Origin of the sequence: Sphingopyxis sp. (genome assembly GCF_040216815.1) — a bacterium.
Classification (GTDB): Bacteria; Pseudomonadota; Alphaproteobacteria; order Sphingomonadales; family Sphingomonadaceae; genus Sphingopyxis.
Window position 1 is genome coordinate 204785 of sequence record NZ_JAVJOJ010000009.1, and the last position, 17852, is coordinate 222636.

Annotated in this window: 18 protein-coding genes; 11 read left to right on the top strand and 7 right to left on the bottom strand. The window is 66.3% G+C overall.

The genetic code is table 11. From position 1 onward, the window contains the following. Window positions 1-31 precede the first annotated feature (31 nt). A complete protein-coding gene (locus RIA72_RS11540; RefSeq protein ID WP_350032203.1) occupies window positions 32-583 on the top strand; it encodes a methylated-DNA--[protein]-cysteine S-methyltransferase in 552 nt (183 codons plus the stop codon). On the opposite strand, the gene RIA72_RS11545 is transcribed toward RIA72_RS11540, so the two are convergent. The 7 genes from RIA72_RS11545 to RIA72_RS11575 form a co-directional block, all read right to left on the bottom strand. After that, on the bottom strand, window positions 580-3339 hold the full coding sequence (locus tag RIA72_RS11545) for a [protein-PII] uridylyltransferase (RefSeq protein ID WP_350032204.1): 2760 nt from the start codon (window positions 3337-3339) through the stop codon (window positions 580-582). The genes RIA72_RS11540 and RIA72_RS11545 overlap by 4 nt on opposite strands. Continuing rightward, window positions 3336-5999 carry a DNA mismatch repair protein MutS gene (mutS, locus tag RIA72_RS11550; RefSeq protein WP_350032205.1) on the bottom strand — a complete coding sequence of 888 codons (2664 nt, stop codon included), beginning with the start codon at window positions 5997-5999 and terminating at the stop codon, window positions 3336-3338. The genes RIA72_RS11545 and mutS overlap by 4 nt, the downstream gene beginning before the upstream one ends. 119 nt (window positions 6000-6118) lie before the next feature. After that, entirely contained in the window at window positions 6119-6337 is a 219-nt protein-coding gene (locus RIA72_RS11555; RefSeq protein ID WP_350032206.1) for a hypothetical protein, read from the bottom strand. A gap of 18 nt (window positions 6338-6355) precedes the next feature. Then, the gene (locus RIA72_RS11560; RefSeq protein ID WP_350032207.1) at window positions 6356-6778 is read right to left on the bottom strand and encodes an SRPBCC family protein; all 423 of its coding nucleotides are present in this window, start codon (window positions 6776-6778) and stop codon (window positions 6356-6358) included. Beyond that, the gene (locus tag RIA72_RS11565; protein ID WP_350032208.1) at window positions 6775-7098 is read right to left on the bottom strand and encodes an ArsR/SmtB family transcription factor; all 324 of its coding nucleotides are present in this window, start codon (window positions 7096-7098) and stop codon (window positions 6775-6777) included. Before RIA72_RS11565 ends, RIA72_RS11560 begins: the two co-directional genes overlap by 4 nt. A 52-nt stretch (window positions 7099-7150) precedes the next feature. Then, complete coding sequence (locus RIA72_RS11570; RefSeq protein ID WP_350032209.1) at window positions 7151-8782, bottom strand: alkaline phosphatase D family protein; 1632 nt, start codon at window positions 8780-8782, stop codon at window positions 7151-7153. A 66-nt stretch (window positions 8783-8848) separates the two neighbouring features. Beyond that, window positions 8849-9985: a DUF3667 domain-containing protein gene (locus RIA72_RS11575; RefSeq protein WP_350032210.1), complete on the bottom strand. Its 1137-nt coding sequence runs from the start codon at window positions 9983-9985 to the stop codon at window positions 8849-8851. A 78-nt stretch (window positions 9986-10063) separates the two neighbouring features. Between RIA72_RS11575 and RIA72_RS11580 the strand changes: the two genes are divergently transcribed. The 10 genes from RIA72_RS11580 to RIA72_RS11625 all read left to right on the top strand — a co-directional run bounded on the left by RIA72_RS11580 (window position 10064) and on the right by RIA72_RS11625 (window position 17844). Then, window positions 10064-11350, top strand: a complete 1287-nt coding sequence (locus tag RIA72_RS11580) for a glutamate-5-semialdehyde dehydrogenase (protein WP_350032211.1) — start codon at window positions 10064-10066, stop codon at window positions 11348-11350. After that, entirely contained in the window at window positions 11347-11694 is a 348-nt protein-coding gene (locus RIA72_RS11585) for a hypothetical protein (protein ID WP_350032212.1), read from the top strand. The genes RIA72_RS11580 and RIA72_RS11585 overlap by 4 nt, the downstream gene beginning before the upstream one ends. Then, window positions 11691-12344, top strand: coding sequence for a nicotinate-nucleotide adenylyltransferase (locus RIA72_RS11590; protein WP_350032213.1), 654 nt, complete (start codon window positions 11691-11693; stop codon window positions 12342-12344). Before RIA72_RS11585 ends, RIA72_RS11590 begins: the two co-directional genes overlap by 4 nt. Further along, window positions 12341-12739: a ribosome silencing factor gene (rsfS, locus tag RIA72_RS11595; RefSeq protein ID WP_179494247.1), complete on the top strand. Its 399-nt coding sequence runs from the start codon at window positions 12341-12343 to the stop codon at window positions 12737-12739. Before RIA72_RS11590 ends, rsfS begins: the two co-directional genes overlap by 4 nt. A 9-nt stretch (window positions 12740-12748) precedes the next feature. Continuing rightward, entirely contained in the window at window positions 12749-13492 is a 744-nt protein-coding gene (locus RIA72_RS11600; protein ID WP_350032214.1) for a DMP19 family protein, read from the top strand. Between the two features lies 1 nt (window position 13493). Then, window positions 13494-13922, top strand: coding sequence for a 23S rRNA (pseudouridine(1915)-N(3))-methyltransferase RlmH (locus RIA72_RS11605; protein WP_350032215.1), 429 nt, complete (start codon window positions 13494-13496; stop codon window positions 13920-13922). Further along, the gene (locus RIA72_RS11610; protein ID WP_350032216.1) at window positions 13919-15136 is read left to right on the top strand and encodes a murein hydrolase activator EnvC family protein; all 1218 of its coding nucleotides are present in this window, start codon (window positions 13919-13921) and stop codon (window positions 15134-15136) included. Before RIA72_RS11605 ends, RIA72_RS11610 begins: the two co-directional genes overlap by 4 nt. A gap of 135 nt (window positions 15137-15271) precedes the next feature. Beyond that, a complete protein-coding gene (locus tag RIA72_RS11615; protein ID WP_350032217.1) occupies window positions 15272-16672 on the top strand; it encodes a S41 family peptidase in 1401 nt (466 codons plus the stop codon). A gap of 150 nt (window positions 16673-16822) precedes the next feature. Continuing rightward, window positions 16823-17305 carry a disulfide bond formation protein B gene (locus tag RIA72_RS11620; protein WP_350032218.1) on the top strand — a complete coding sequence of 161 codons (483 nt, stop codon included), beginning with the start codon at window positions 16823-16825 and terminating at the stop codon, window positions 17303-17305. Then, window positions 17302-17844: a demethoxyubiquinone hydroxylase family protein gene (locus tag RIA72_RS11625; RefSeq protein WP_350032219.1), complete on the top strand. Its 543-nt coding sequence runs from the start codon at window positions 17302-17304 to the stop codon at window positions 17842-17844. Before RIA72_RS11620 ends, RIA72_RS11625 begins: the two co-directional genes overlap by 4 nt. Window positions 17845-17852: the final 8 nt, after the last annotated feature.

The window sequence follows — 17852 nt, forward strand, 5'->3', positions numbered from 1 at the left end:
TCCTATATCTGCCGCAACGACGGAGCAACGCATGGCCGGGCAAAGCCAGTATCAGCTTTTCGAAACCGCCGCCGGGGTCGCGGCAATCGGCTGGTCGGGAGCCGCCGTCACCGCGTTGCGATTGCCCGCGCCAGCCGCATCCGAAACCGAGCGGGCGCTCCGGCGGCGCCTGCCCGATGCGGCTCGCGCCGAACCACCGGCACACATCGCCGCGGTGATCGACGCCGCGATCCACTATTTCGACGGCAAGCAGGTCGAATTTTTCGCGGTGCCGATCGACCTTGGCGAGCAGCCGTCTTTCTTTGTCGGCGTCTATGACCATGTCCGCACGCTCCGCTGGGGCGAAACAACGACCTATGGCGCCGTCGCACGGAGGCTCGGCGTGGGACCCGAACAGTCTCGTACGGTGGGGCAGGCGATGGCGGCCAATCCCTTACCGCTGATCATTCCCTGCCACCGGGTCATGGCGGCGGGCGGCATGATCGGAGGCTTTTCGGCACCGGGCGGTGCCTTGTCGAAGGCGCATATGCTGCGGCTCGAAGGCGTGGCTCTCGCGCCGGTCCAGCAGGGGTTCGACTTCTAGGCCGCGACGATTTCCTCGTTGCCGCTCGCCGCGGCCTCCAGCAGCCGCCTTTCCAGCGTCTTCACGCGCGCGGCGCTGTCGATCTTGTCGCCGATCAGGTCGGTAATGTAAAAAGTATCGACCGCCCGCTCGCCATAGGTGGCGACGTGCGCGCTGTGCACCGTCACCTTCGACTGGAACAGCGCATAGGCGAGTTGGTTCAGAAGCGCCGGGCGATCCTGCGCGTTGACCTCGATCACCGTGAAGCGATTCGACGCCTTGTTGTCGACGAAAACGCTGGGGGCGATACGGAACGCCTCGGCGCGGGTGCGCGGCAGCGCGCGCGCCTCCAGCTTCGGGAGCAGTTTCTGCCGGTTGGCGAGCGCGTCCTCGATCGCACGGGTGAGGCGCGCGATCTGCCCCGGCTCGTCGAACGGACGGCCGATCGGGTCCTGAACAAGGAAATTGTCGAGCGCGAGGCCGTCGCGCGTCGTGTGAATGCGCGCGTCGATGATGTTGCCGCCGGCGAGGTGAATGCCCCCCGCGATGCGATAAAAGAGCCCCGGATGGTCGGCGGCGAGTACCATCACCAGCGTCGCGCCGCGATCGTCGTCGGGGACCGCGGCGATGTGCAGCGGCGCGTCGCCCGCCTGGCGGATATGGACAAGGTTCGCGGCGATGACCTCGACCGGCTCGGCGATCCAATAGCTTTCGGGCAGACGCCGCGCGACCTTGTCGAAGCTTTTCCGGTCGAAACCGAATTGCGCCGCGACGGCTTCCTTCTTGCTCGCGATCCGCTGTTCGCGCCCGCGCTGCTTGTGGCCGAGGCGCAGCACTTCCTCGGCGGCGTCGAACAGTTCGGACAGCAATTGCCGTTTCCAGCTGTTCCACACGCCGGGGCCGACCGCGCGGATGTCGACGACGGTGAGGACGAGCAGCAGCCGCAGCCGTTCGGGGCTTTGCACGACCTGCGCGAAATCGAGGATCGTCTTGAAATCGGCGAGGTCGCGCTTGAACGCCGTCGCCGACATGAGCAGGTGATAGCGCACGAGCCACGAGACGGTTTCGGTCTCCGCCTCGCTCAAACCCAGCCGCGGGCATACCCGTAAAGCGAGTTCGGCGCCGAGCACGCTATGATCGCCACCGCGCCCCTTGGCGATGTCGTGGAGGAGCACCGCGACATAGATGACGCGCCGCGAATGGATCTGATCCATGATCGCGGTCGACAGCGGATGATCTTCCTTGAGGCGCCCCTGCTCGATCTCGGCCAGCAGGCCGATCGCGCGGATCGTATGTTCGTCGACCGTATAATGGTGATACATGTCGAACTGCATCTGTGCGACGACGCGGCCGAAATCCGGAACGAACCGCCCGAACACCCCCGCCTCGTTCATCCAGCGCAGCACCGTTTCGGGGTCGCGCGGGCTGGTCAGCACATCGACGAAAAGTTCGTTGGCGCGCGCATTGCGGCGCACCCCTTCGGTCTCGATCAGCTTGGCGTCGTGGCGTGCCTGCCGCATCGCCTGCGGATGGATTTCGAGCCCATGCTTGTCGGCGAGCGCAAAAATCTCGATCAGCCGCACCGGGTCGGCCGCGAAAAAATCGCTCGACGGCAACGCCAGGCGGCCGCGGTCGAGGACGAAGCCGTGAAGCTTGCCCGGCCGCCGCCGGATCGAGGGGAGGAAGCGGCGCCCGCGCGCCGCCATCTGATCGTCGAGATGCGCGAGGAAGGTGCCGGTCAGGTCGCCGACGCTCTTCGCATGGAGGAAATAGAGCTGCATGAAGCGCTCGACCGCGCTCTTGCCCGGCCGGTCGGCGAATTTCATCCGGTTCGCGATCTCGCGCTGGAAATCGAAGGTCAGCCGGTCCTCGGCCCGGCCCGCGAGAATATGAAGGTGGCAGCGCACCGCGAGCAGGAAATTTTCGGCGCGCGCGAATTGCTTGAGCTCGCGCGCCGACATCAACCCCGCATCGACCAGTTCGGGCACCGTGCGCACGCGGTGGATGAACTTGCCGATCCAGAAGAGCGTGTGAAGATCGCGCAGACCGCCCTTGCCCTCCTTCACATTCGGTTCGACCACATAGCGCGAATCGCCCATCCGCTTGTGCCGTTCGTCGCGTTCGGCAAGCTTTTCGGCGACAAAAGCGCGCGCATTGCCTGCGACGACCTCGGCATCGAAGCGCGCCGACGCCGAATCGTAAAGGTCGCGGTCGCCCCAGATGAAACGTCCTTCGAGCAAAGCCGTGCGGATCGTGAGGTCGTCCTTTGCCGCGCGCACCATCTCGTCCAATGAGCGGCTCGAATGGCCGACCTTCAGCCCCAGGTCCCACAGCGTATAGAGCTGCGCCTCGATCACCTGTTCGGTCCAGCTCGTCTGCTTGAACGGCGTCAGGAAGCCGATGTCGATGTCGCTGTGCGGCGCCATTTCGCCGCGACCATAACCGCCGACCGCGATCAGCGTGATCCGCTCGCCCGCCGAACGGTTGTTTGCCGGATAAAGATGCTGGACGATGAAATCGTGGCTGAGCCGAACGATCTGGTCGATCAGAAAGGCGGTCGCCTGCGCCGCGACGCGCCCCGACGAGGGATGATCGTGCAGGCGGCGTTCGACCTCGGCGCGGCCCGCTTCGAGCGCGCTTTTCAGCAGATCGACCATCGCGCGGCGCCGCTTGCCGGTGTCGCTGCTTGCGGCGGCGATCGCATCGAGCTCGCCCGCGAGCGCGCGGCGATTGATGATCGCGCGGCGCTGGTCGAGATTGGCGAACAACTCGCTCATGCCTCGTCCGCCAGCAGCTGTTTGAGCGCATAGAGCGCGTCGAGCGCCTCGCGCGGGGCGAGCGCGTCGGGATCGATCGCCGCGAGCGCAGCGCGCAGCGCGTCGGTCGCGGCGGCGGGGGCTTCGGCGAGCGTTGCGGCGAAGAGCGGCAGGTCGTCGAGCCCCGCGGCGAGCCCGCCGGTCTTCTCGCGCCCGGCCTCGAGCTTCGCGAGCACGGCTTCGGCGCGCTTGACGACGCCCGCGGGAACGCCCGCGAGGCGCGCGACCGCAAGGCCGTAGCTGCGATCGGCGGGACCTGCTGCGACTTCGTGGAGCAGGACAAGATCGCCCTGCCATTCGCGCGCGCGGACATGGTGGAGCGAAAGCGCATCGAGGCTTTCGGCGAGGCGCGTGAGTTCGTGATAGTGCGTGGCAAAAAGGCAGCGGCAGCGATTGACCTCATGCACCGCCTCGACCACCGACCAGGCGAGCGCCAGCCCGTCGTAGGTCGAGGTGCCGCGCCCGACCTCATCCAATATAACAAAGCTGTCGGGCGTCGCTTGCGCAAGGATCGCGGCGGTTTCGACCATTTCGACCATGAAGGTCGAGCGCCCGCGTGCGAGATTGTCGCTGGCGCCGACACGGCTGAACAGCCGGTCGACGAGGCCGAGCTTCGCGGCCGCCGCCGGGACGAACGCGCCCGCCTGCGCGAGCACGACGATCAGCGCATTCTGGCGAAGAAAGGTTGATTTACCGCCCATATTCGGGCCCGTCACCAGCCAGAGCCGGTCGGTTTCGGAGAGCGCGACATCGTTGGGAACAAAGCGTTCGCCCGATTTCGCGAGCGCCGCCTCGACGACCGGATGGCGCCCGCCGGCGACGTCGAGGCACGGCGTATCGGCAAGCTCGGGGCGGCACCAATTGTGACTCATCGCATGGTCGGCGAGCGCCGCTGCGACATCAAGGCGCGCCAGCACGTCGCACGAGGCGGCGATCGCCTCGCGCCGCTGGATCGCGGCGTCCGTCAAGGCCTCGAGATGCGCGGCCTCGGCGGCGACCGCGTGGACGCCCGCCTGCGTGACGCGGCTCGCGGCTTCATGGAGATCGGACGAGTTGAAACGCACCGCCCCGGCAAGCGTCTGCCGGTGGGTGAAGCCCGAATCGGGCGTCATCAGCGCGTCCGCGTGCTTCGCGGGCACCTCGACATGATAGCCGAGCACGCCATTGTGGCGGATCTTCAAAGAGGCGATGCCGGTCCGCTCGCGATACTCTGCCTCCAATGCCGCAATCGCCTTGCGTCCGTCGCGCGCGGTTTCGCGCAGCGCGTCGAGCGCATGGTCATAGCCTTCGGCGATATAGCCGCCCTGCGCCGCGTCGACCGGCGGCGATTCGACAAGCGCGCGGGTCAGTTCGTCGACGAACACGCCATGGCCGTCGAGCCCCGGCAGCAGGCGGGCGAGCAAAGGCGGCAGGTCGGCACGGCGCGCAAGATGTTCGCGCAGGCGCCGCGCGCCGCCCAGCGCATCGCGGAGCTGCGCAAGATCGCGCGGCCCGCCGCGCCCCGCGACGAGGCGCCCGAGCGCGCGCCCCGCGTCGGGCAGCGCACGAAGCGCCGCGCGGAGCTCGCCGCGCCACAGTGCATCGCGCGCGAGCGCGTCGACGAGGTCGAGCCGGTCGAGAATCGCCGCCCGGTCGGTGAGCGGGCTGGCGAGATCGTCGGCGAGCAGGCGCGCACCCGCCGCCGTCACCGTGCGGTCGATCGTCCCCAGCAAACTGCCCTCGCGCGTTCCGGCCATCGTCCGGATCAGTTCGAGGCTCTCGCGCGTCGCGGCGTCGATCGCCATGCGATCCGACGCGCGGTGGCGCAGCGGCGGCTGGAGAAAGGTCGGCGACCCCGTTCCGACATGGTCGAGATAGGCGACAAGCGCGCCCATCGCGGCGATTTCGCTGCGCGAAAATGCGCCGAACCCGTCGAGCGTCCGGACGCCGAAAAAGCTTTCGAGCCGCGTCTGCGCAGCCGCGCTCGCAAAGTCCGACGGCGGGCGGCGCACGATCTGGCGCGCCGCGGCGATCGGCAGGTCGTCGGCGCTTTCGCTCAGCAAAAGCTCTGACGGCGCAAGTCGCGCCAGTTCGGCATCGACCGCCTGCGCGGGGATCGCCACCACTTCGAAGCGCCCGGTCGAAATATCGGCGGCGGCGATCGCCACCTCGCCCTCGCTCCCGACCCGCGCCAGCGCGGCAAGCCGGTTCGCGCTGCGCCCTTCGAGCAGGCTTTCCTCGGTCAGCGTTCCCGCCGTCACGAACCGCACGATGTCGCGCGCGACAAGCGCCTTCGACCCGCCGCGCGCCTTCGCCTCTGCCGGCGTTTCGACCTGTTCGGCAATCGCGACGCGGTGGCCGGCGCGGATCAGCCGGGCAAGATAGGATTCGGCGGCGTGGACCGGCACCCCGCACATCGGCACCGGCTGTCCGCCATGTTCGCCGCGCGAGGTGAGCGCGATGTCGAGCGTCGCCGCCGCCGCCTTGGCATCGTCGAAGAACAGCTCGAAAAAGTCGCCCATGCGGTAAAAGAGCAGGCAATCGCCCGCCTTGTCCTTCAGCGACCAATATTGCGCCATCATCGGCGTTGCGCCGGGCATCGCGGCGTTGCTGTTGGCGGGTTTGGGAGCGGTGGCGGGCATCGCCCCCTGCTTAGTGATTGGGGGCCGCATGGCAAGGACGGAGGGCAAGAGCGAAGAAATGACCGGCTGGGCGCTCCATGACCTTATTCGTCATCCCGGCGGAAGACCGTGGTGGCGGATCAAGTCATGTTCGCTCCGCCGCCTTTGCGGAAATAGGGCCGGAAAAACATATAGAGGCCGGAGAACATCAGCAGGAAAAGCGGCGGCAACGGCAGGTAATAGACCCACTCGGCCGGTTGCTGCCCCGCGCCGAGCATCGCGAAGATCGCGATGACGATCGCGGTGAAGAGAATCGACACCCAGCGGTGAAACTGCCGGACCCAAAGACTCCAGTTCATAATATTCTCCCTGCCTGATCAATCGAGCGTAGCGACCACCTTTTCCAGATTTTCGAGATGGATCTTCCAGCCGCTCTGGGCGCCGCCGAAGGCCTGCTTCTGGTCGGGGCGGAAACCGACCTGTTCCATACGAAGCAACGTCCCTGCCGCGGTGGGTTCGAGCGCGAAGGTAATGGTGCTGTCGAGACGGTACGCCGGATCGTCGTGTGCGTGATTCCAGCTATAAGAGAGGCTCCGCCCCGGATCGACGTCCAGAATTTCGCAATCGACATGGCCCCAGTCGCCGCTGAGTTGGAAACGATGGCCGAGGTCGAGCGCGAAATCATTCTTCATCAGCCATTCCTCGACCAGATGCTGCGTCGTCAACGCGCGCCAGATTTTTTCGGGCGGATGCGGAATTTCGCGCTCCACGGTCACGCGGCGCACATCGGTGTCGGTCATTGATCCATCCTTTTCAGCAAATCTTCGAGGTCGTCGAACCGCGCTTCCCAGAAGCGGTTCATGCGCCCGGTCCAGTCGACAAGCGGCGCGAGCGCGCGCTGCTGCGCACGGTAATGCGTCTGGCGGCCCTCGTGCCGATCGCGCACCAGCCCCGCCTGTTTGAGCACGCCGAGATGTTTCGAAACCGCGGGCTGCGAAATACCGGCGCCTGCGGTGAGAGCACCAACCGTCGCCTCGCCATCAAGACAAAGCCGTTCGAACAAGGCGCGGCGCGTCGGATCGGCGAGCGCCTTGAACAATATGTCGGTGGGCGACTCCATTAATCCATAACTCCTCAGTTATGGATAATTCATAACCATCCAGTTATGAGTGTCAAGCGATGTCGAACCTCCGCTTGCCGCGCATCGCGGTCATGCTGTGCGTCGCTTTCAGCAGAGGCGAATGCGCGCGGATCGTTTCGACGCTGTGCCAGTTCGCGGTCACGCGCTCGCGCGTCAGCCGCACGGTCACATAGCCGCGGTCTTCGGTATTCGCCCATTTGAGCTGCGGCGACGAACGGCGAAGCGCGGCGACGCGCACCGCGTTGCCGACGCCCCGGATATGGCTTTCCAATCCCGGCGACGTGACGCTGTGTCCCGCGATCTCGATGCCCGCCGCACGGCCGTCCTCTTCGAGATCGAACGCCCAGGCGTTGTGCGTGTCGCCGGTGAGCGTGACGAGGTCGGCGTCGGCGCGCTGCGCGGCGGCGAGCAGGCGCGAACGCGCCGCAGGATAGCCGTCCCACGCATCGAGGTTGAGCGGCAGTCCCGCCTTCGCCGCCAACTGCCCCGTTTCGACGCGGCGGCGGGCATAGTCGGGCTGGTCGCCCGCGAACCAGTCGCGGGTTTCGGGCGGGGTGAAAACGCTGCCCATCACCACCTGCTGCGCGCAGACCTGCCAGCGTGTTCCCGCCCTGGACGAGCGCGCGAAGCCGTCGAACAGCCATTTTTCCTGTTCGGCGCCGAGCATCTGGCGCGCCGGATCGCGATAGTCGGTCTCGGCAAAGGCCTTGAGCCGCGCCGCCGGATCGCCGGCACCGGCAATGATCTCGCCGATCTCGAACTGCCGGTCGCGGCCGGTGACGCGCGTTTCGGGGAGGAAAATCGTCGCGAGGTCGCCGACCTGATAGTCGCGCCAGCGCGTGTCGGCGACCGGCATCCATTCGCGGTAAGCGCGTTCGGCCGCGGCCATGCGGACGGTCCAGTCGCCCTCGCCCGCATTGTGGTTCTGGGCCCCTCCCTTCCACGCATCGTTGGTGAATTCATGGTCGTCCCATTGGGCGATCATCGGGAAATGCGCGTGCAGCCGCTGAAGGTCGGGATCGGCGCGATAGGAAGCGTAGCGCAGGCGATAGTCGGCGAGGCTGACCATCTCGTGCGTCGGCTGGATGTCGCGGCCGGGCAGCGCCTGCTCCGCCGAGGGATAGTTGCCGACCGGATATTCATAGAGATAGTCGCCCGCATGGACGACAAGGTCGATATCCTGCCGCGCCGCAGCATGGGCATAGGCGTTGAACCAGCCGAAGGGCAGGTTCGAGCATGAAAAGAGAGCAAGGGTAAAGGCGCTCGTCGGCCCGGCGGGAAGCGTTCGCGTGCGTCCCGTGATCGACTTCGTCCCGTCGGGTGCAACGAAGCGATAATAATACCAACGCCCCGCTTCCAGCCCGTCCACCGTGATTTTCGCGACATGATCGCGCTCGCCCATCGCCGTCACGCTGCCACCCCCGGCGATGCGCGCAAAATCGGCGCTTTCGGAAAGTTCGGCGGTGAGGCGCGTGTCGTTGGCGGCGGCGTAGCGTGTCCAGAGCAGCACCGAATGCGCGCCGGGTTCGCCGCTCGCGACGCCGTGGGTAAAGCCTTGCGCCATCGCCGCCCGCGCCGCGCCGGGCAGCGCCAGCGCCGCCAGCCCTGCGGTGCCCAGCTGGATCAGCAGGCGCCGGTCGATCTCTCCCCATGTCGCGTGCATCGCTATCCTCCTTCATGCCGGGAATGTCGGTTGCGGATATGTGCGCGCCGATTGTTACAGCATTTGCTATCCGCTGACCCCAAGCGCGAGCAGCAACAGCATGAACCAGATCACGGCGAACAGGCTGAAAAAGAGCAGCAGATTGGCGCGAACGAAGGCGCCGAAACGCGACGAGCGATAGGCACCGCGAAGCTGGCGATACATGTGGAAAGGCACATAGAGCATCGCGAAAAAGATCGCGGCCTCCCCGAAAATCGTCAGGTTCAATAGCCGCACGACGACAAACAGCAACAGCATGAACGAGATCGAATAGGTTACGAAAACGAAATGGTCGTAGGTGTGAAAGCGGCGGCTGAAGGGATAGAGCAGCCACATGAAAGGCAGCGAAAGCGGGATCAGCGCCCATGCGAATTTATAGGCGTTCGCCTGAAGCTTGTAGAGCACGAGCGCGGGGTTCGCGAACGCCTTTTTGAGGCCCTCGTCGATGATCGGGATGCCGGTGTCGACCTTGTTGCGCGAGATGAAATCGGCGCTCGTTGCGACCTGGTCGCGCGGATCGTCGAGCACGGGCGGGCCCGCGGCACGGTCGGCAACGCGTTCGTTCCGGCTGCGCGCGCGCGCGACACCAAGATAAGCGGCGCTCTGTTGGAGTACCGCGCGTTCGGATTCGAGCGCGCGGCGCCGGTTGTCCGCAAGGCCGGTTTTCGCGAGCGCGGCGTCGATCCGGTCGACTTCCATCTGGATGCTGTCCTTGATCGCCGTGGTGCGCGTCTGCTCGTCGGCCGCCTTGCTCAGCGCCGATCCGAAATCGCCGCCGCTGCCGATCATCGCGAGCACAGCATAGGTCAGGAAAACCGCGAACAGGAACAGCGCAAGCGGCGAAATGAAGCGCGCGCGCTCGCCGTGGATATAGCGGCGCGTCAGGTCGCCCGGCCGCCACGCAAGCAGCGGCAGCGTGTTCCAGATCTTGCCTTCGAAATGGAAGATCGCGTGGACGAGATCGTGGCCGATCGCGCCGAAGCTGCGATGAACATCGGCGCGCTGCCCGCAATGGTGGCAATGCGAACCGGCCAGGGTCGTCCCACAGTTGAGACAGCGCATCGGCGTCGCGCGGCCCACGGCCTCGCCATGGCGCGGTTCGACCGTGCGTGCCGCAAGACCCGCCGTCACGGCGTTCCCGATACCCTCGATATCCCCTGTCATGGCGCCCTGCCTAAAGCCGCGAGCGGCGCGGTGCAACGGGGCTTTCGGCAGGCACGCGAAACATGATAGGGCCGCGCCATGAACATTGAAACGCTCTCCGCCCCGCCCCTGCCCAGCGACGTCGCCGCGCTGATCGCCGACATGGGTACGCGCGCGCGCGCCGCCGCAAAACGGCTGGCGCTGACCCCGACGGCCGACAAGGCCTCGGCTCTGAAGGCGGCAGCAGGGTCGATCCGCGCGGAGGCAACGGCGATTCTGGCAGCGAATGCCAAGGATATGGCGGCCGGGCAAACCAACGGCCTGTCGGGCGCGATGCTCGACCGCCTGCGGCTCGACGAGGGCCGGCTTTCGGGCATCGCCGACGCGATCGAGGCGGTGGCCGCGCTGCCCGATCCGGTGGGAAGCGCCATCGACCACATCACCCGCCCCAACGGGCTGGCGCTCAGCCGCGTGCGCGTGCCGCTCGGCGTCGTCGGCATCATCTATGAAAGCCGCCCCAATGTCACCGCCGACGCGGCCGCGCTGGGGCTGATGTCGGGCAATGCCGTGATCTTGCGCGGCGGCAGCGAGGCCGCCCAGTCGAACCGCGCGATCCATGCGGCCTTTGCTGCGGGGCTGGTCGATGCCGGCCTGCCCGCCGACGCGGTGCAGCTTGTCCCCACGCAGGACCGTGCGGCGGTCGGCGCGATGCTGCGCGCGCAGGGCGTCATCGACATCATCGTTCCGCGCGGCGGCAAGGGACTCGTCGCGCGCGTGCAGGACGAGGCGCGCGTACCCGTGCTCGCGCACCTCGACGGGATCAACCATCTTTACATCGACGGCGCCGCAGATCCGGCGAAGGCAATCGAACTCGCGGTCAACGCCAAGATGCGCCGCACCGGCATTTGCGGGGCGACCGAAACGATCCTGATCGACCGCGCCTATCCCGCTCCGCTCGCGATCATCGACGCGCTGATCGCCGCAGGCTGCGAAGTGCGCGGCGACAAGGGCATCGCGGCGCTGAGCCCGCATGTCGAACCCGCCAGCGCCGGCGACTGGGATACCGAATATCTCGACGCGATCGTTTCGATCGGACAGGTCGACGGCCTTTCAGGCGCGCTCGCGCATATCGACGCGCATTCGAGCAAGCACACCGACGCGATCGTCACCGAGGACGCGGCGACTGCCGAACAATTTCTGTCCGGTGTCGACAGCGCCATCGTGATGCACAATGCCTCGACGCAATTCGCCGACGGCGGCGAATTCGGGCTTGGCGCGGAAATCGGTATCGCGACGGGCCGGCTGCACGCGCGCGGGCCGGTCGCGCTCGAGGGGCTGACGACCTACAAATGGCTGGTTCGCGGCACAGGACAGACTCGGCCGTGACCGACCATATCCGTTTGTGGCGCCCGGTCGGACCCGATGAATTGTCGCTCATCGCGAGAAGCGGAATGAAGGAGTTTCCGCCGCGCTTGCCAGAACAACCCATCTTCTATCCAGTCACGACGTTCGATTATGCCGTGAAGATCGCACGAGATTGGAACGTCCCGGCGTCCGGATCGGGGTTCGTGACCGAATTTGACGTATCGGCAGACTATCTGGGCAACTATCCCATCGAACAGGCTGGCGGACGCGAGCATGAGGAATACTGGATTCCTGCCGAGGATCTGCCGAAATTTAATCGGGCGATCATTGGCCATATCCGGGTGGTGAAATCCTTTCCCGAATGATCCCCACCGGCCTCCTCGGCGGCAGCTTCAATCCGGCGCATGGTGGACATCGCGCGATCAGCTGCAACGCGATCGACGCGCTCGAGCTGGACGAGTTGTGGTGGCTGGTATCGCCGGGCAATCCCCTGAAGCCCAAGGCAGGCATGGCACCGCTTCCCGCACGGCTCGCCTCGGCGCAGCGCATGGCGCGGCGCGCACCGATCCGCGCCACCGCGATCGAGGCCCAGCTGGGCACGCGCTACACGGTCGATACGCTTAAAAAACTCGTCCGGCGTTACCCGAACCGCCGGTTCATCTGGATCATGGGCGCCGACAATCTGGTCCAGTTGCCCCAATGGCGCGATTGGCGGGAGATTGCGCGATTGATGCCGATTGCGGTTGTCGCGCGTCCGGGCTATAATGGCCGTGCCCATGCAAGACGTGCGATGGGATGGCTGCGGCGCTTTGTCCGGCCCGCAGGCCAGAAAAAGCATTGGACAGACTGGAGACCGCCCGCCCTCGTGTTTCTGCGATTTTCGCCCGATGTGCGATCCGCGACTGCGATACGGCAGGCCAACCCCCGCTGGTTCGAACGCTATGAAGGCCGCGCGCTGCGCGACCCGATTACGCGCTCGCGGCTTTCGGGACCGACCAAGAAAGGACGCATTTGATCTCCGCCACCCAGGGGGCCGCGCCCGGCGCCGCCCCTGCCAACGACAGCGTGGACGCGCTCCACGCGCTGATCCTCCACCAGCTCGACGAGGATCAGGCCCAGGAAACCATCTCGATCCCGCTTGCCGGCAAGAGCAGCATCGCCGACCATATGGTGATCGCCAGCGGCCGGTCGACGCGCCACGTGTCGGCGATCGCCGAAAAACTGGCGCAGCGGATCAAACAGGAAGCGGGCCGCAGCGTCCGCGTCGAAGGACTGCCCAACGCCGACTGGGTGCTGATCGACGCGGGCGACGTCATCGTCCACCTTTTCCGCCCCGAGGTGCGCAGCTTCTATAACCTGGAGCGCATGTGGTCGTTCGGCGACGCGCCGCCGGTTGCGGCCGCGAATTGACCTGAATCCGTGAGCGCCGGTGACGCGACGCCCGTGGAGACGCGTCCAACTTTAACGCCCGAAGACTTCGAGGAGCGGGCCACCTATGTCGATTCCGGCTGGTGGCTGACCGGCGAAGGCTTGATCCATACACCATCGGTGATGAACATCCCCGGCTGGAATCTCTACGGCCATTCCGGCAATGCGCAGCTCACTGAAGCGCAGCGGGTTCTGATGATGTGGGCAGACCTGGTTGGCCAAGTCGCAAACGGTGGTTTCGAGCAATTCATATCCAATTATACGGAAACGCTAGCGCTGGCGCATCGGCTCATCCCAAAACTGGAATGGCCCGAACTGTTCGAACGCTTCGATCCCGCTTTCCGTGAGCAGGCTGGAGATCCGGCGAACCCCCAGCCCGTCGATTTAAGCCCATGGGGGTGGGAAGCCGACGAACCGGGAGCCCATCGAGCCCATATGCTGGACAGCCTCGCGCGCAACAAAACGCGATGGCGGCCATGGGCGCGGCGGCGCGAAATCGCCCTGTACGATCAATTGTCCGACACAATTTTGCAGACCTTGTACAATAGGGCGGTGTCGAACGGCGAAATACAGCCTGTAGAAAAGCATCAGGTAGAATATGAGCCACCTTCCTGTGTGGCAGCGGATGCTTTCGACACATGGTTTTACCTCGACAGCACGCGTCAGGAATCGCGGCATTATGTCGGCTCCTATATTCGCGCGCACCGCGATCAATTGTGCCGAATAGACGGCTGATATGTTGCTGCACATCATCGCGCGCGGGCGCATCGGGCGCTCTCCCGAGGCCGAGCTGGTCGAGCGTTACATGAAGCGCGTGAGTTGGGCGCAGAAGATGTCGGAGCTTCCCGATACTGGCGGGCGGATGCCTGCGGCGGCCGATAACAGCCGTACCATCCTGCTCGACGAGGGCGGCGAGCAGATGTCGTCGCTCGAATTTGCGCGGCTCCTCGAAACATGGCGCGACAGCGGTGTGCGCGAGGCGCGCTTCTGCCTGGGCGCGGCCGACGGCTTTACACCGCAAGAGCGCGAGGGCGCCGACAAGGTCATCGCCTTTGGCCGCGCGACCTGGCCGCATTTGATGGCGCGCGCGATGCTGGCCGAACAATTGTGGCGCGCCACCAGCATCATCGCCGGACACCCCTATCACCGCGAGGGGCGCCAGTGAGGCGCGCGCTGTTCGCGCTTCCCGCGGCCGCCGCGCTGGCCGGCGGTGCCGTTGCGCTGGCCCAAAGCGACCTGTTCGACCCGGGGACGATTGCCGCGCGCGAGCGGATGCAATTGGTCGATGCCAAGGAACAGTCGGCGGCGGCGATGGCGCGCAGCGCGCTGCTCGAAAAACAGGCGGCGGCCGCCACGAGCGAGGCCGACCGGCTGAAAAAGCGCAGCGCAGCGCTCGCCGCGCGCATCCAGTCGGCCGAAGCCGACATCAGCGCGGGCGAAGCGCGCGTCGCGCTGGTCACGCGCCGCCTGTCGGCGCGCCGGGCGCGTCTGGCGGAACAACAACAGCCTTTGCTCGAACTGACCGCATCGCTCCAGCAACTCAGCCGCCAGCCGCCCGTGAGCGTGCTCGCGCAGCCCGGATCGCTGCGCGACATGGTCCATGCGCGCGCGGTGATCGACGCCGCGATGCCGGTGATCGCAGAGCGCACCGCGGGGGTGCGCCGCGAACTCACGCTGCTCGATACCGCGCGGCGGCAGCAGGCGATCGCGCTCGACGCGCTGGCGGCGAGCAAGGCACAGCTTGCCAACCGCCGCGCCGCGCTGACGCGGCTGGAAAATGAAGGGCGGCTGCGATCGCGCGAATTGATGAGCAGCGCGCGGCTGGAGGCGGATCGCGCGTTGGGATTGGGCGAAAAGGCGCGCGACATTGTCGAGCTGATGGATGCGCTGGAAGCCGATGGACTGGTGCGCGCCGAACTCGCGGCGCTGGCAGGGCCGCTGCCGCGCCCGCGCAATCCCTCGGCGGGCGCCACCGGGCCCATCGCCCCGCCGGCGGCGCGCGAGACCGGATTGACCGCCAGCGTCTACCGCCTGCCCGTGGTCGGACGCATTGTCACCGGACTGGGCGAGGTCAATGAAAGCGGCGTTCGGTCGCGCGGCATCACCATTGCGGCCCATCCCGGCGGGCAGGTCGTTGCGCCGGCCCCCGGCCGCGTCAGCTTTGCGGGCGATTATCGCGGCTATGGCAAGATCGCCATCATCGACCATGGCGGCGGCTGGATCTCGCTGCTCGCGGGGATGATCGCGCTTTCCACGGGGGTCGGCGACACGGTGGACGCCGGCACGCCGGTCGGCCGTGCGGGATCGGACGACAGCCGCATCACGGTCGAGCTGCGCCGCGCCGGGCGGCCGGTCGACATTGTCGCGATGATCGGTTGATCGCGGGCGTTCCATCGGCCATTCGGCCGACGTTCCATATCGGGATAGCGCGCTTGACCGCCGCCAAAATGCGTAGGATGATCGCGCGCCGGGGATTATAAGGCGTGGTTTATCTCGCCTGAGCGAAAGACTGTGATGACCGACTCGAACACCACCGCCGCCCGCCCGTCCGCCTCGCCGCGCCGCCGCTTTGCGCTGTGGCAGGGTGCCGCTGCGCTTTCGACGCTGGCGCTGGTGCCGCTCGCGACGGGCGCAATGGCCAGCGTCGATTCGAAAACGCAGCAGGAAATCGCGCGTTTCATGGACGTCTATCTGGAAGTGAAGGCGAACTATGTCGAACCCGTCGACGATGCGAAGCTGGTCGAGGGCGCGATCAACGGGATGCTCGCCAGCCTCGACCCGCATTCGGGCTATCTCGACGCGCACGGCTTTTCCACGCTGCGGACCCAGACCGACGGCGAATATGGCGGCCTCGGCCTGTCGGTCACGATGGAGGACGGCGTCGTCAAGGTCATCGCGCCGACCGCCGACACGCCCGCCGACCGTGCGGGGATCAAGGCGGGCGATTATATCACCCATATCAACAAGGAACTGATCTTTGGCCTGACGCTCGACGAAGCGGTCGAGCAGATGCGCGGCCGTCCGGGCACGCCGATCGAGATCACTATCGTCCGCGAGGGCCAGGACAAGCCGATGGAACTGTCGCTGACGCGCGAGATCATCGACCTGAAACCCGTCAAATGGGAAGTCAGCGGCGATGTCGGCGTGCTGACCGTCACCAGCTTTTCGGCCGACGCGACGACCGACCTCAAGGCCGCGATGATGGCGGTCGAAAAGTCGCTCGGCAAAAAGCCGCGCGGGTGGGTGCTCGACCTGCGCTCGAACCCCGGCGGGCTGCTCGACGAAGCCGTGGGGATCAGCGACCTGTTTCTCGAGCGCGGTGAGATCGTTTCGCAGCGCGGGCGCAAGAAGGGCGACATCGAACGCTATTTCGCCGAACCCGGCGATCTGGCGGGCGGGGCGCCGGTGATCGTGCTGATCGACGCGGGCTCAGCCTCGGCTTCCGAAATCGTCGCCGGCGCGTTGCAGGACCAGCATCGCGCGGTCGTGATGGGCGAACGCAGCTTTGGCAAGGGATCGGTGCAGACGGTCCTGCCGCTGAGCGACACCACCGCTTTGCGGCTGACCACCGCGCGCTATTACACGCCATCGGGCCGCAGCGTGCAGGAAGGCGGGATCGAGCCCGACATCCGCGTGCCGCAACTCAGCGACCCCGACTATGCCTCGCGCCCCAAGTTCCGCGAAAGCGACCTGCGCCGCCACCTGATCAACGAAAAGAAGGTCGACAACGGCCTCATCGAAAAGGATGAAAAGGCCGATCCCCGCTTCACCGCCACCGCGGCCGAACTGAAAGCCAAGGGGATCGAGGATTTCCAGCTTCACTATGCGCTGCAGACGATCGGGCGGATCGGTCCGGGAACGCCGCGCATGGCGGCGGCGGCCAAGCCTGCGCCGAAACCGGCACGGCGCAACTAATCGGCTGCCTGCCATGCCCTTCCTTTCGTCATCCCGGCGAAGGCCGGGATCTCGCCGGTTCGGCAAAACGATAGGGTGAGATCGTGTTTCAGAGTCACGTGCCTCTGAACACCCTTCGCCGGGATGACGATGCAATTCAGGATCAGTTTGATGTTCGGATCGCGCCTCTCTGCCCCGCTCGTTGCTCTTGCGGCGCCGCTGCTTCTCTATGGCGGTGCGCTCGTATCCCAATTCGGCTTCGGCCTTCATCCCTGCGAAATGTGCTATTGGCAGCGCTGGCCGCACCAGGCCGCGATCGTGCTGGCGCTGCTCGCGCTGTTGCTGCGGCGGAGCGACAAGGCGATGCGCGCGCTGACGCTGCTCGCGGCCGTCGCGATTGCCGTCAGCGGCGCGATCGGGATTTTCCACGCCGGGGTCGAATATGGCTTTTGGGAAGGCGTCACGACCTGCGCAACGGGCGCCGGCGGCCCGGTGACGCTCGAATCGATTATGGACGCGCCGCTCGTCCGCTGCGACGCGGTCCAATGGTCGCTGTTCGGCATCTCGCTCGCCGGTTTCAACGCGATCTTCTCGCTCGCGGCGGCCGCGCTTGTCTTGACCTTGCTGCGCGCCAAGCGCACATCAGCGGCATGACTGAGGAAAAGCCCGGCGGAACCCAGACTGGCAGGCGCACCGCATCGATGATCCGCGTCGATCAGGCGGGCGAATATGGCGCGACGCGCATCTACGCCGGTCAGCTCGCGGTGATGGGCGACCGGCATCCGATGGCGCGCGAGATCGCGCATATGGCCGAGCAGGAAGAGCGGCATCGCCAATTTTTCGACGCGATGGTCGCGCGCCGCGGTGTGCGCCCCACCGCGCTTCAGCCCGTCTGGAATGTCGCCGGATTTGCTCTGGGCGCGATCACCGCCGCGATGGGCCCGCGCGCGGCCATGGCGTGCACCGCCGCGGTCGAGACCGAGATCGACCGGCATTACCGGCAGCAACTCGACGAATTGGGGGACAGCGACCCCGAACTTAGCGACGCGGTCGCCGATTTCCGGGCCGAGGAGCTGGAACATAAGCAGGCGGCGCTGGCCGCGGGCGCCGAAAGCGCCCCCGGCTATCCGTTGCTGAGTGCCGCGATCCGCACCGGTTGCCGTGCAGCCATCGCGCTCTCGAAACGTATCTGATACAAAAG

Bases quoted from the DNA above. Each gene is read 5' to 3' on its own strand.
- RIA72_RS11565 (WP_350032208.1), bottom strand. From the start codon at position 7,098: ATGGAGTCGCCCACCGACATATTGTTCAAGGCGCTCGCCGATCCGACG.
- RIA72_RS11555 (WP_350032206.1), bottom strand. From the start codon at position 6,337: ATGAACTGGAGTCTTTGGGTCCGGCAGTTTCACCGCTGGGTGTCGATT.
- mutS (WP_350032205.1), bottom strand. From the start codon at position 5,999: ATGCCCGCCACCGCTCCCAAACCCGCCAACAGCAACGCCGCGATGCCC.
- RIA72_RS11625 (WP_350032219.1), top strand. From the start codon at position 17,302: ATGACTGAGGAAAAGCCCGGCGGAACCCAGACTGGCAGGCGCACCGCA.
- RIA72_RS11575 (WP_350032210.1), bottom strand. From the start codon at position 9,985: ATGACAGGGGATATCGAGGGTATCGGGAACGCCGTGACGGCGGGTCTT.
- RIA72_RS11570 (WP_350032209.1), bottom strand. From the start codon at position 8,782: ATGCACGCGACATGGGGAGAGATCGACCGGCGCCTGCTGATCCAGCTG.
- RIA72_RS11540 (WP_350032203.1), top strand. From the start codon at position 32: ATGGCCGGGCAAAGCCAGTATCAGCTTTTCGAAACCGCCGCCGGGGTC.
- RIA72_RS11620 (WP_350032218.1), top strand. From the start codon at position 16,823: ATGTTCGGATCGCGCCTCTCTGCCCCGCTCGTTGCTCTTGCGGCGCCG.
- RIA72_RS11560 (WP_350032207.1), bottom strand. From the start codon at position 6,778: ATGACCGACACCGATGTGCGCCGCGTGACCGTGGAGCGCGAAATTCCG.
- RIA72_RS11615 (WP_350032217.1), top strand. From the start codon at position 15,272: ATGACCGACTCGAACACCACCGCCGCCCGCCCGTCCGCCTCGCCGCGC.
- RIA72_RS11580 (WP_350032211.1), top strand. From the start codon at position 10,064: ATGAACATTGAAACGCTCTCCGCCCCGCCCCTGCCCAGCGACGTCGCC.
- RIA72_RS11605 (WP_350032215.1), top strand. From the start codon at position 13,494: ATGTTGCTGCACATCATCGCGCGCGGGCGCATCGGGCGCTCTCCCGAG.
- RIA72_RS11590 (WP_350032213.1), top strand. From the start codon at position 11,691: ATGATCCCCACCGGCCTCCTCGGCGGCAGCTTCAATCCGGCGCATGGT.
- RIA72_RS11545 (WP_350032204.1), bottom strand. From the start codon at position 3,339: ATGAGCGAGTTGTTCGCCAATCTCGACCAGCGCCGCGCGATCATCAAT.